Raw genomic sequence first — 12,608 nt, forward strand, 5'->3', positions numbered from 1 at the left:
GGGCCTGGCGGATCTCCCGCTCCAGGCGCCGCGTATGGCCGCGCTGTCGCGCCTTGCCAAAAAACACCAATTTGCAACAGTAAGTGCGCCAGGCGTGTAAAAGTGCCTTGTCCGGTCGCAGCCCCTCTGTTAATGTCAGAGACAGGGCGACTTGTAACCTGAGGGATACAGTTTGACGGGATCTGCAGGTGCGCAAAACAACTGATAAAAAGCGGCGATGGCTATGGACGGCATCAGGACAAGGACCGGGAGGTGGCTCAATTCTCTGGCAAATGGTGTCGGTTTTGGCATGCCGGATGACGGCTGGGCTTGGCGCGCGCTGGCGGTTTCCTGGAATGGCTTTGCCGGCCCCGACCGCGCGAAGTGCCTGCCCGGCCTGCGTCAGCCGCAGCGGGTGCTCCTCTGAAACGCGCGACAGTGCCCCCATGCGATACGCCTCTGGCTCACTCTTTGCTGGCGGCGCCTCGGGCATGTTCGGCAAGGGCCTATGATGCAAGTGATGCCGTGATGGTCCTGGCCCGCGCAGGGATTGAACTACCCGTTGCCCCGACTCCCGCTGACGACCGAAATTCCAAGTGATAACACGAAAAAGATGATTTACGAGATTTGCACTCAAACAGACCCTGGTTTGACGCGGGACAACAATGAAGATGCCGTGGCCGTTGATGCCCAGACGGGGCTTTGTATCCTGGCCGACGGGATGGGTGGCTATAACGCCGGTGAAATTGCCAGCGGCATGGCTGCAGCCTTCATCAAGTCGGAGATGGGGCGCTGGCTGTCCCAGGCCGGCCGGTACGCCAATGCCAAGGAAGTGCGCCGGGCCATGGAGATTTGCGTGGAAAATGCGAACCACTCGATCTTTAACGCTGCCAACTCCAATCCGCAATACACAGGGATGGGCACGACGCTGGTGGTGGGTGTTTTTCAGGACAACCGCCTGATGCTGGGGCATATTGGAGATTCGCGCTGTTATCGCATACGTGGCCGGGAGTTCCGGCAACTCACCAAGGATCACTCCTTGCTGCAGGAGCAGCTTGACGCCGGCCTGATCACCCCGGAGCAGGCCCTTACTTCGGTGAACAAGAATCTGGTGACACGCGCTCTCGGCGTGGAAGACACGGTTTTGGTTGAAGTCAACGAGTACCGTGTGGAGGCCGACGACGTCTACCTGATGTGTTCGGATGGCCTGTCAGACATGGTGATTGATGAGGCCATCAGTGCCATCCTCCTCGGCGACGGAACGCTGGAGTACAAGGCCAGGCAACTGGTTGTCGCTGCCAATGAAGGCGGGGGGCGCGATAATATTTCAGTGGTGCTGGCGCACGCGAAAGAAGACTCGGCCAAGCGCGGCCTTCTGTCCAGAATACTGGGAAAATGAAGCGGTGACTGAAATACTACACAGGAGTCGGCCATGCCGAAAATGATCGTCTCTATTGATGGCGTTGTGATCAAGGAGGTCCAGTTGACGAAAGACCGGACATCTTTGGGGCGCAGGCCCTACAACGATATCGTCATTGACAACCTGGCTGTCAGCGGTGAGCACGCCGTTCTGCAAATGACCGGCAACGAGGTCTATCTCGAAGACCTCAACAGCACCAACGGCACGTATGTCAACGGCAAGGCGATCAAGAAGCGGTTGCTGCAAAACAGTGATCTGGTCGAAATTGGCAAGTACAAAATCAAGTATGTGAACGAAGCGGCTGCGCCCGATTACGAGAAGACGATGGTCATCAAGCCGGCATCCGCAGCCCTCGCGGCACTTGCGGCTGCTGGTGGTGCTCCTGCGGCAGCCCCCGTGACGGCAGACGCAGCGAGTGTGGGTCTGCATGGGGCGATCAAGGTCATGTCCGGCGCGGCCGCCGGCCGGGAAGTGGCCCTGGTCAAAGTCGTGACCACCATCGGCAAGCCCGGCGTGGCGGTGGCGGCCATTACCAAAAGACCTCAGGGTTTTGTGGTGGCCCATGTGGAGGGCGCCGGCAAGCCCATGCTCAATGGCGTTCCCATTGGTGCCGAACCTGTCGGTTTGAAAAATGGCGATATGCTGGAACTGGCCGGGACGCAGATGCAGTTCGTGCAGCACTGACCGATGTTCTTGCCCGCCAGCGGGAGACCGGGACCATGGGCGTCTCCAGCCCAAAATTTCGATGAGACGCGTGCCCGGGCATGGGACTGGCATTTGCGACATGCTGATAGCGCGGATGTCTGCCCGGCCGCCGATCAGCGGCCAGCCCTGCCGTCGTCTGCATTGGCGCGGGCGTGACAATATTGACAATCCGCCAAAAAGTTCCTTTACCGCACCCATGTGAAGCGTGTAGTCTCCATGGGCTGGCTGTCTTTTGACCCAAAGCGGGATGACGCATCCAGTTTCGAAACCGTGTAACCTCAAGGCAGGGTGGAAACCTCATGAAAGTACGTGTATTGGGCTGTTCGGGAGCCATCGCCAGGGACTGCCGCACCACGTCTTTTTTGCTGGACCATGATTTGCTGGTCGATGCCGGCACGGGTGTCGGGGATCTCACCCTCGATGAAATGCGCGGCATTGACCATGTCCTTCTGACACATTCGCATCTCGACCATGTGGCCGCGTTGCCGCTGATGGTGGATGCAATTGCCGGCCAGAAAACCACGCCGATACAAATTCATGCCCTGCAAGGCACGATTGATGCGCTGAAGGCCCACATTTTCAACAACACGATCTGGCCTGACTTCTCAAGAATTCCAGACCCGGCAACGCCTTTCATCAGCTTTCATCCGCTGGAGCTCGGTCAAACCCTGGAGTTGGCCGGCAAGCATATTGAAGTGCTGCCCGCTGTGCACACGGTGCCGGCCGTCGGGTATGCAGTGAGCGCCGGTAAGGGTTGCTGGGTATTTACCGGCGACACCGAGCGCAATCCCGCGTTGTGGGCCCGTATTAATCAGCTGGATGTCGCGATGCTGGTCATCGAGACCGCCTTCAGCAATCGCGAGCGTGACCTGGCCAAACGCAGCCTGCATCTGGCGCCCCATGTGCTTGCCGGCGAACTCGACTGCATTGCGAGCGGCAAAAAATACCCCATCTACATCACCCACACCAAGCCCGCCGAGACAGAACTCATCATGGCCGAGATACAGCGCTTTGACCAGACACGCAACCTGGCGCACCATGTTTTGCACGACATCCGGTGGCTGCGGGCGGGTCAAGAGTTTGAACTGTGACAGTCCTCGTGCAAGGGGATCCCCAAAAGGCGTTCTTTGCTTCACAGAAGCTCCCCCATCAGGGAGTACGCCGAAGAGCTGCGCCATACCGAGGCATGGAAGGCTGATCTCGGCGGTGAGTCGATAGGTGTTGAGTTGCATTAGGTTGTTCCGGTTGAGTCGGGTGGCCGAGCTGTTTTCTTCAGCCGTCAGCAGCGACATGCGCACACTGAAAATGGACGGCATGGAAAAAGTCCTGACGGGCGTGACGGACCTCAAGCAGGTGGGCCAGTCGGCATCAAGTGACAAAAATGTCGCTTGGGGTGGTGCTCCCTGCCAAAAAAGAGCAGTTGCGCGGACTGGGAATTGTCAAAAAAGCAGGAGAAAGTTCTCGAATTAAAGGTTTTGACGGGTTGGCCCGAAACCTGCTCTATTCCATTGCTTTTTCAACCAAGGAGTTTTCATGAAGCGTACTATCCAAAAGGGTTTCACCCTGATCGAATTGATGATCGTTGTGGCGATCATCGGTATCCTGGCTGCGGTGGCTTTGCCTGCGTATCAGGACTACACCGTCCGTGCAAAAATGTCTGAAGCAATTCTGGCCGCGTCACAGTGCCGCACTTCCATTACTGAAGTTGTTCAGAGCGGTACGTCTTTGCCTACCGCTGCTGACGGATTTGGTTGCGAGAGCTCGGTGTCCACCTCCAAATACATTGCCAGTATTACAACTTCCCCAGCGGCTGCGACCCCTATTGCTGGTGATATGGTTATCACCGTGACTACGCAAGGAATCAACAATGTGCGAGTTGCTGGTCAAAACACCTTTAGCACAGGTGGCCAAATTCGTATGGCTCCGTGTTTCCTGAGCGGTACCAACGATGGCTCCACCTTTGCGAAATGCGTACCGCCTGCTGCCGGTGGAACCATTTCTTCCTGGGTTTGCGGACCTGGTGCAACTGCAACAACAGCGGCAGATCCGAAATTCCTGCCAGGCTCTTGCCGCGTGTCTTAAACACTTGCCTTCACCTTGAATGCCATGAAAACGCTCCTCCGGGAGCGTTTTTTTTGATCTTGACCATATATACCGTCGCGTGATCCGGACGGATCAACCATGTATAGTTTTGCGCTCGGACTGCTCCTGCTGGCATGGCTCAATCCCCTGCACATCGGGCCTTGGGTGAGTTGGCATGGCGAAGTGCTGGCGTTTGCAGCGGCTGTCGTGATGCTCATGGGGATGCTCGTCGCCTGCAAGCGGCAGCAACGCCCTATCGTGCACATACCTCACAGTGCCCTAGTCTGGGTCTGCTTCGGGCTTGTAGCGGTATTGCAATTTATGTTCGGACTCATCCACTTTTTGGGCGATTTGGCCATATTGCTTTTGTATTTCTGGTTGGTTCTTGTGGCTATGGGGGTGGGATTCGAAACAGGGTTGACGAGTTCTAGTGTCAATATTCAAGCTCAAGGCGATGAGGTAGCCCGCCAGGAACTGGTTAATCTTGCGGTGGTGGTGCTTCTTGGTGCCCTGCTGTCTACCGTGGTAGCGTTTGTTCAGACGCTGGATATCTGGGCAGACAGCGAATGGATTTCCCGTGCCTACAGCTTGCGGCGCCCCGGCGGCAATATTGCACAACCGAATCAGCTCGCCAGTTTGCAACTACTGGGCATTGCCAGTTTGGCCTATTTGTTTCGCCGGGAAAAGTTAGTGGGGCTGGCTGCGCTGTTGATCTTTGTGTTGTTGATCGCCGGCCTTGGCCTTACGGAATCGCGCAGCGGAGTGTTAAGCGCCGTAGCGCTGGCGGTCTTCTGGCTGACTTACCGCAAGCGGGTCTTCGGCAGGACCTCCGTCATTTATCCCCTGGCCGGACTTCTGCTCCTGCTAGTGTGTTTCAAGTTTTTACCGCTGGCCAGCTACCAATTGCAGCAAGGCGGGTTGACGGACGGGACGTCACTGACAAGCAACATCAGCGCGGGAACTCGCCTGGCAATATGGCCCCAATTGTTGGAGGCCTCCATGCTGCACCCCTGGCTTGGCTGGGGTTTGCGCCAAGTGCCTCTAGCCCATAACGCGGTTCTACACGCCTATCAGGTTGGCGAGGCGTTCACATATGCGCACTCGGTTGTGCTGGATTTGGTGCTGGGGTTGGGTTATCCCTTGGCGATCGCGTCGATGGCCATATTTTTCGTCTGGGCGGGGAGGAGGCTGATTGCCATTCGAGGCGACTTGCACTCCTGGTATTGCATGGCCCTGCTGATTCCTGTTGCGGTGCATTCCATGCTGGAGTTTCCTTTTGCATATGCGTATTTTTTGTTGCCGGTCGCTTTTTCGATCGGTGTCATGGAGGCGAGGCTTTTTCCTGATCGCGCGATCAAAATTCGATGGTTAACTGCCGTTGCCGCCACCACTTTGGCCGTGGCGCTGTTGGCTTGGAGTGTGTGGGAGTACATCGCCATCGAGGAGGATTTTCGGGTGGCACGCTTTGAAGCCTTACGGATCGGGAAGACGGCAGCGAGCTACGACCGGCCTCACATCGTTTTGCTCACGCAGATGGATGCCGTTTTGGTGGGAATCCGATTGGTTCCATCTCCCGGGATGAGTCCGGAAAGTATTGAGTCAGCGCGCAAAGCGGCGGTGCGTTTCCCTTGGGTGGCTACACAAAATCGCTACGCGCTGACGTTGGCACTCAATGGCAACCCGGATGAGGCTCGCCGTCAGCTCAAGGTCATGCGGACCATGCACGGCGAGAAAACCTACGAAGCCATCAAAACAAGCTGGCGAGAGCTGGCAAGCAGCAAATACCCGCAATTGGAGACGTTCAAGCTGCCCTAGCGCGGGAGCCCTTCTGCAGGGCACTTGGGTGCAGTAATGCTGTTGAAGCACAATCCGCGCTGCATAGCCACTCATAACATTGGACTCGGCCACCCTTGCCACAGACATTCACTATTCGCCACATCGTTGCCTGCGGGCTAGGATTTTTGCTCGTCTTTCCGTGGGTTAACCCCGTGGTCAACGGTCCGTCGCCGTCTGTTTGGCCCTGGATTATGGCCATGGCCTGCGGTGTGATTGTGTGGATTTTGCGTTCATGGCTAACCACCAATACGGTGGCGACAAGCTGGCTGCTGGCCGCAGCTCTTAGCGCCTGCATGGGGTTATTGCAATATTTCGGTCAAACCCAATCATTCGGAGTTTTGATTCATACGACGGCACTTGGAGAGGCGTTCGCCAACTTGCGGCAGCGCAATCAATTTGCCACGCTGACCAGTATCGGTTTGCTGGCATTGATCTGGATCCAGGTCCAGCGGGATACAAAGACTGCGTCGATGTCTGGTTCTGGCGCGACAAAGTGCTTCCCACAATGGGTTCTCCTCGCCGCTTGCCTGCTGGCGCTGGGCAACGCCGCCAGCCGGTCGCGCACGGGTCTGTTGCAATGGCTTCTGGTAGTTGCGCTCGCGATGCTATGGAAACGCGGGCGGCAAAGGCGAATGGTGATTTTGAGCACGGGCGCACTGACTGCGTACTTTCTGGCGGCGATGACGTTGCCGTTCCTGTTGAAGCTGATGACAGGCGCTGAAAGTGGAGGCCTGCTGGGGCGCATTATGGAGGAGTCTGGGTGTGAAAGCAGGCGTCTGCTGTGGTCAAACGTAGTGCATCTGATCGCAGAGAGACCATGGACAGGTTGGGGCTGGGGAGAACTTGACTATGCCCACTTCATCACCCTCTATCCAGGTGAAAGGTTCTGCGACATATTGGACAATGCACATAACCTGCCCCTGCATCTGGCCGTGGAGTTGGGCATTCCGGCGGCGTTGCTGGTTTGCGGAGGTTTCATGTGGTGGGTTTTTCGGCAACGGCCCTGGCGTGAGACCGATCCCTCCCGCCAGATGGCCTGGGGGGTGCTGGCCGTCATTCTTTTGCACAGCATGCTGGAGTACCCGCTGTGGTACGGCCCCTTTCAGATTGCGTTTTGTTTGTCGTTGGGGCTGCTCTGGCGAGATCGCAGAACGGGGGCGATGCCCGAATGTCAACCCAAGGTGTCGCCAGTCTCTAGTGTTCAAGCACTCGCAGCTACTGTGTTGATCGCTATAGCAGGCTATGCCGGCTGGGACTATCACCGCATCAGTCAGATTTACCTGACGCCCGAAGATCGCGACGCGGCATACCGGGACGATACCCTCCCCAAGATTCGCGGCTCCTGGCTGTTTCGCGACCAGGTGCGTTTTGCAGAACTGACCATCACGCCGCTCACGCGTGAGAATGCGCAATGGACCTTCGACACGGCGAGGGCGCTGCTGCACTACTCACCGGAGCCTCGCATCATCGAAAAGGTGATTGAGAGCGCGGTCATGCTCGGCCGGGATGACGAGGCATTGATACATCTGGCGCGCTATCGGGCGGCCTTTCCAGTGGAGCATGCGCGCTGGGCGCAAGAAGCTGCGGCGGCGCCGGAGCGTCTTCAGCTGCTGAAGTGATGCGACTCAGGGGTTGACAAAGCTTCCCGATTTGCCGCCATGCTTTTCAAGCACGCGCACATCGGTCATGATCATCGCCCGGTCCGCCGCCTTGCACATGTCGTAAATCGTCAGCAAGGCCACTTGCACCGCAGTCAATGCTTCCATTTCCACACCGGTCGGGCCGACGGTTTCCACAGTCGCCTCGCAGGTAACGCTGGCGTTTGCGGCGTCGACCCTGAAATCAAGCGCTACGCGCGTGAGTGCCAGCGGATGGCACAGGGGGATCAGCTCGCTGGTTTTTTTTGCAGCCATGATGCCTGCTATTCTGGCCACACCCAGTACATCGCCTTTTTTTGCAGTGCCTGCGATGATGAGTGCCAGTGTGGCAGGATTCATGGTGATGCGACCCTGGGCAATAGCAACACGGTGCGTTGCGGCCTTGCCGGCCACGTCGACCATATGGGCCTGGCCTTGTGCGTCGAAGTGAGTCAGCGGAGAAGTCGTTGTCATCCTGTTACGAAACCTTTACAACCATCCCTCATCATACGAGCATGTTTTCAAAGTCATCTTCCTGGGGCCATCGCCTCTACGCCTCGAGCATTCATTTGGGCATCAGCCTGCTGGTGGCCGGTTTGGCGGCACTGCTGGTGTTTGCCGTCTGGTACCCCTACCCCTACCGCGAAATTTCCGGCGGGCGCAGCCTGTTTTTGCTGGTAATTACCGTCGATGTGATCATGGGCCCGTTGCTGACATTGGCCGTATTCAACCGCAGCAAGCCACTCAACGAGCTGCGCCTTGACCTGGCCGTCATTGGCTTGCTGCAACTGGCGGCGCTGGCCTACGGCTTGTGGACCGTCGCGGTGGCCCGGCCAGTGCACCTGGTGTTTGAAATCGACCGTTTTCGGGTGGTGCATGCGATTGACGTGCCGTCGGAATTACTGGATCGATCACCGGCAGGGTTGCGGCCATTGCCGATGTCGGGCCCCACGCTGCTTTCGGTGCGCGATTTCAAAAATGCCCGGGAAAGCTTTGAGGCCACCATGGCAGCGACGCAAGGCGTGGCACTTGGCGCCCGGCCTGATTTGTGGCAGGGCTACGAACAGGCGAAAGCGCAGATCAAGGCACGCGCGCGTCCCGTGGGCGAGCTGAAAAATCGCTTTCCCGCCCGTGCCGCCGAAATTGACCAGGCCCTGAAGTCTGCATCTTCCACGGTCCGGGCTACCACCTCGGTGGGCTATGTCCCCCTGGCAAGTCGAAGCACTTTCTGGACCGTTCTCGTCGACACCAACACCACGGAGGTGATTGCTTTTGTTCCCATCGATTCGTTCTAGGCCCTACCCGTTGAAGCAGAGGGTTTTTGCCTGTAAGGTGCTGACAGCCGTGATGTTGATGGCCAGCACTGCCCATTTGTCGCTGGCGCAAGCGCCGGGCGCGGCGTCGGGCAGCCTGCCGTCTCTGGGTGATAACTCCGAGCTGGCCGCCGCTGCGGAGCGCCGCATCGGGGATCGCATCGCCGTCAGCATTTACCGTGATCCGGACTATCTCGATGACCCGGTGCTCGGGGATTACCTGCAAAACATCTGGCAGCCCCTGATGACTGCCGCGCGGGCGCGTGGCGAGCTCAATGCCGAACTGGATGAGCGTTTTGCGTGGGACGTCTTTCTGGTCCGTGACCGAAGCGTCAATGCCTTCGCCTTGCCCGGGGGCTACTTTGGCGTGCATCTGGGTTTGATTGCCGCGGTGAGTAATGCGGACGAACTCGCCGCGGTCCTGGGCCATGAGCTCAGCCATGTCACGCAGCGGCATATTTCCCGGTTGATGACGCAACAGAACCGGCAAGCGCCCTGGGTGATTGCCGCCATGGTTCTGGGCGCCCTGGCCGCCAGTAAAAATCCCAATGCTGCCAGTGCCGCCATCGTCGGTGGGCAGGCGGTCGCGGTGCAGAACCAGCTCAACTTTTCCCGCGACATGGAGCGGGAAGCCGACCGGGTCGGGTTTGGCGTCATGACCGATGCCGGCTTTGCAAGCCGCGGCGTGGCGACCATGTTTGAAAAACTGCAGCAAGCCTCGCAGCTCAATGACAACGGATCGTTCCCCTATTTGCGCTCGCACCCGCTGACCACCGAGCGAATCGCCGAAGCGCAGTCGCGCCTGCAGCTGGATGCAAAGGCTGCCACCAAGCCCACCGCGGAGGGCGAGGCCCGTGCCGCCAAGGCGCGCGTGCTGCATGCCATGATGGCCGCGCGTGCGCGAGTCCTGGCCAGCCCCGGGGTCGATGCGTTGCGTGCGATGGTGGCTGAAGCGCAGCGGCGGCCGCCCTCGCTGCAAATGCAGGAGTCCCCTGCCACGGCGGCGCATATCCGCGACGCGGGAATCCTGTATGGGGGCGCATTGGCGGCGGCCCAGCTGCGTGATTTTGCCGGCGCACGAAACCTTCAGGCCAAGCTCAAGCCCCTCACCGTCGAAATTCAGCCTGCCAGTCATGCGCTGGACTTGCTGTCCATCGAGATTGATCTGATGGCGGGGACCGTGCCGCCCTCGGCGTCATCCTTCGACATGGCCAAGGCTGTCTCGCGGGCCGATGTGCTGACCCAGGCCCGGGCGTTGATGGCTGCCCAGCGGGCGCGGGAGGTCTCGGGCAGGCTGCAAACCTGGGTCGCTGTCCACCCCAAAGATGCGGCGGCCTGGCAATTGCTCGCCGTGGCTTACGGCAACCAGAACCAGACAGTCCGTGCGATTCGTGCTGATGCGGAAAGCCGCGCTGCCCACCTGGACTACGCGGCGGCGCTGGATCGCCTCAAGGCTGCGCAGGCGCTGATGCGCAGCAACCCCGCCAGCGCCGATTACGTGGAAGGCTCGATCATCGACACACGGACCCGCCAGATCGAGCTAGTCCTTAAAGAGCAGGCGCTCCAGGACAAAGTCGATCGCTAGTTGCAGTGCCGAGTAAATCAGGGAGCCTATGAGTGCGGCGCCAAAACCCTTGACGTTCAAGCCGCTGACCAGGCTGGCGGCCGCCCAGAACATGAGCGCGTTCACGATGAACAGAAAGAGGCCGAGCGTCACCACGGTCACGGGCAGCGTCAACAACACGAGAACAGGACGCACCACCATGTTCAGGGCGCCAAGTACCGCCGCCGCAATCAGGGCTGCGGTGAAGCTGGTCACCACCACGCCTGAATAGAGATAAGCCACCGCCAGCAAGGCGACCGCGCTGCAAAGCCAGTTGATGATGAGTTTCATCGCCAGAGAATACCACCTGGATGCGGCCTCTCCCATCCTGTCCCGCTGGGACGCCCTGTCGGTAATTTGACTTGATTGCTGACCTGCTGCGTTCCGGATTTTCCGCCGGGCCGCCCCAAGGAAAATGAACCCCCTCGGGGGCAGCGCCTTACGCGAAGCGAAAAGCGTGGGGGTGATGATTCCGCCGGGCCGCCCCTGAAAAAATTAATCCCTGAGGGGCTGGAGCCTGCGGCCCCAAACCTGCTTGAGCAGGTTTGGACGGGCGACAGAGGCGAAGCGCCTCGCAAGCCGCGGCCTGCAAGGCCTCGCGCCTTGCGCGAAGCGAAAAGCGTGGGGGCTATTCAATCGGTCGCAACAAGCAGCCCCGCGCTTGCCAGCGCGGCGGCATAGCCCAGCACACCGTGGTGCTCCTGTGCCTGCTCGGTCGTGACGGGTTGCAGGTCCTGGCCGAATTTGGGTCGACGGGCATCCAGCACACGTGCAACGCCATGCTCCTTGATCAGGGATTCCGTCTGGGTGCTCAGCGTGGTCTGCGCCATCTGCGTCACCACGGTATCGCCCTCTTTTTGCAGGAGGGGCACCACTTGCGCAAATACTTTCGCCGCCCATTTGCCGCGCCAGCTCTCCCGCGCACTGTGGGTTACCCATTTGCTGGCATGGTGCGTCACGCGTGGTGCACAGGCCACCAGAATCCAGCGGGTCGGACTGCGCGCGTTGCCCTCTGGCAGCATGGGTTGCAGCATATGCAGGGCATAGCCGGCATCGTCAATGTAAACAATGATGTTGTCCATAAAGTTCTCCTTCAGTTGTCATGTTTATAGAAGCTTCACTGGTTGAAACAAAAGGCCTTGGAGCTCCCTCTGGCCTTCGGCATTGCCTCCCTTTCAATGTGGAATCAGGTCCTTGTCGTTTGCATAGTGTTCCGACTTGTGGCGTCGGGTGGCCCACCAGCCCGCGCCCAGCACACCCGCCACAGCGAACGCATAGGTAATCCATTGAGCCGCGGTGTGCAGGGTTTCGGCAGAGGGCAACGCGCTCGGACCACCGTAAATCGGGTCAAGCAGTTGTTCGCCGATGATCATGTTGGCGGCGGTAACCGCCAGAACGGCCGCCCCCAGGTTGATGATGATGGGGAAACGCGACACCAGTTTGAGCACCATCGTGCTGCCAAAAACCACGATAGGCACGCTCACCAGCAGGCCGATGATTACCAGGTCGAAGGCCCCGTGCGCGGCGCCGGCCACACCCAGAACGTTGTCGATGCCCATCAGGGCGTCGGCCACGACGATGGTTTTCATGGCGCCCCAGAATGTGGTGGCAATCGGACCATGATGTTCTCCGCCGCCCTCGTCAGCCAGTAGCTTGTAGGCAATCCAGAGCAGTCCCAAGCCGCCCACCAGCATCAGGCCGGGGATCTTGAGCAGCCACACCACACCCACCGTCATGGCGGAGCGCACCACGATGGCGCCAACCGTACCCCAGACAATGGCTCTTTTCTGAAGGGTGGGAGGCAGATTGCGCGCGGCCAGTGCAATCACGATGGCGTTGTCGCCGGCAAGAACGAGATCAATGAGGATGATCGCCAGCAGGGCCGACCACCAGGGGGCTGTAAATAGTTCCAATTTCACACTCCATATCAAGTTCAGACGTGGAAACCCAACGGATGGATTTCCGGCTTCGTTCAAACCGGACAGGTATGTGAGTGGTGCGGGTAGGGTTATGCCGCAAACGCCTCGATCAAA

Annotated in this window: 14 protein-coding genes; 10 read left to right on the forward strand and 4 right to left on the reverse strand. The window is 58.9% G+C overall.

Translation table 11 applies throughout. The features are described 5' to 3' along the window. The first annotated feature begins 223 nt into the window (after window positions 1–223). The 8 genes from AC1DUB_RS16825 to AC1DUB_RS16860 all read left to right on the forward strand — a co-directional run bounded on the left by AC1DUB_RS16825 (window position 224) and on the right by AC1DUB_RS16860 (window position 7,641). Entirely contained in the window at window positions 224–406 is a 183-nt protein-coding gene (locus AC1DUB_RS16825) for a hypothetical protein (RefSeq protein ID WP_477730487.1), read from the forward strand. Between the two features lie 186 nt (window positions 407–592). After that, on the forward strand, window positions 593–1,378 hold the full coding sequence (locus AC1DUB_RS16830) for a Stp1/IreP family PP2C-type Ser/Thr phosphatase (RefSeq protein WP_477730488.1): 786 nt from the start codon (window positions 593–595) through the stop codon (window positions 1,376–1,378). 33 nt (window positions 1,379–1,411) lie between these two features. Continuing rightward, complete coding sequence (locus tag AC1DUB_RS16835; protein WP_477730489.1) at window positions 1,412–2,083, forward strand: FHA domain-containing protein; 672 nt, start codon at window positions 1,412–1,414, stop codon at window positions 2,081–2,083. A gap of 320 nt (window positions 2,084–2,403) precedes the next feature. After that, complete coding sequence (locus tag AC1DUB_RS16840) at window positions 2,404–3,195, forward strand: MBL fold metallo-hydrolase (protein ID WP_477716421.1); 792 nt, start codon at window positions 2,404–2,406, stop codon at window positions 3,193–3,195. A 281-nt stretch (window positions 3,196–3,476) separates the two neighbouring features. Next, window positions 3,477–3,641 (forward strand): hypothetical protein, encoded by a 165-nt coding sequence (locus AC1DUB_RS16845; RefSeq protein ID WP_477730490.1) that lies wholly within the window; start codon window positions 3,477–3,479, stop codon window positions 3,639–3,641. After that, entirely contained in the window at window positions 3,638–4,186 is a 549-nt protein-coding gene (locus AC1DUB_RS16850) for a pilin (protein WP_477730491.1), read from the forward strand. The genes AC1DUB_RS16845 and AC1DUB_RS16850 overlap by 4 nt, the downstream gene beginning before the upstream one ends. A 99-nt stretch (window positions 4,187–4,285) precedes the next feature. Beyond that, a complete protein-coding gene (locus AC1DUB_RS16855; RefSeq protein WP_477730492.1) occupies window positions 4,286–6,001 on the forward strand; it encodes a PglL family O-oligosaccharyltransferase in 1,716 nt (571 codons plus the stop codon). A gap of 95 nt (window positions 6,002–6,096) precedes the next feature. Then, on the forward strand, window positions 6,097–7,641 hold the full coding sequence (locus AC1DUB_RS16860; protein WP_477730493.1) for a Wzy polymerase domain-containing protein: 1,545 nt from the start codon (window positions 6,097–6,099) through the stop codon (window positions 7,639–7,641). Between the two features lie 6 nt (window positions 7,642–7,647). Here AC1DUB_RS16860 and moaC read toward each other — a convergent pair whose 3' ends face one another. Continuing rightward, a complete protein-coding gene (gene moaC, locus AC1DUB_RS16865; RefSeq protein ID WP_477730494.1) occupies window positions 7,648–8,133 on the reverse strand; it encodes a cyclic pyranopterin monophosphate synthase MoaC in 486 nt (161 codons plus the stop codon). A 41-nt stretch (window positions 8,134–8,174) separates the two neighbouring features. On the opposite strand from moaC, the gene tfpZ reads away from it, so the two are divergent. Together tfpZ and AC1DUB_RS16875 are read left to right on the forward strand one after the other, a co-directional pair. Further along, window positions 8,175–8,954 carry a TfpX/TfpZ family type IV pilin accessory protein gene (gene tfpZ / locus AC1DUB_RS16870; RefSeq protein WP_477730495.1) on the forward strand — a complete coding sequence of 260 codons (780 nt, stop codon included), beginning with the start codon at window positions 8,175–8,177 and terminating at the stop codon, window positions 8,952–8,954. Window positions 8,955–9,006: 52 nt separating this feature from the next. Continuing rightward, on the forward strand, window positions 9,007–10,557 hold the full coding sequence (locus tag AC1DUB_RS16875; protein WP_477730496.1) for a M48 family metalloprotease: 1,551 nt from the start codon (window positions 9,007–9,009) through the stop codon (window positions 10,555–10,557). Here AC1DUB_RS16875 and AC1DUB_RS16880 read toward each other — a convergent pair. The 3 genes from AC1DUB_RS16880 to AC1DUB_RS16890 all read right to left on the reverse strand — a co-directional run bounded on the left by AC1DUB_RS16880 (window position 10,513) and on the right by AC1DUB_RS16890 (window position 12,488). Further along, entirely contained in the window at window positions 10,513–10,866 is a 354-nt protein-coding gene (locus AC1DUB_RS16880; protein WP_477721290.1) for a phage holin family protein, read from the reverse strand. The genes AC1DUB_RS16875 and AC1DUB_RS16880 overlap by 45 nt on opposite strands. A 341-nt stretch (window positions 10,867–11,207) precedes the next feature. Continuing rightward, window positions 11,208–11,657: a hypothetical protein gene (locus AC1DUB_RS16885; RefSeq protein ID WP_477730497.1), complete on the reverse strand. Its 450-nt coding sequence runs from the start codon at window positions 11,655–11,657 to the stop codon at window positions 11,208–11,210. Between the two features lie 93 nt (window positions 11,658–11,750). After that, complete coding sequence (locus AC1DUB_RS16890; protein WP_477730498.1) at window positions 11,751–12,488, reverse strand: TerC family protein; 738 nt, start codon at window positions 12,486–12,488, stop codon at window positions 11,751–11,753. Between the last annotated feature and the right edge of the window lie 120 nt (window positions 12,489–12,608).

The sequence above is a fragment of the Polaromonas sp. P4_F9 genome, assembly GCF_056401235.1.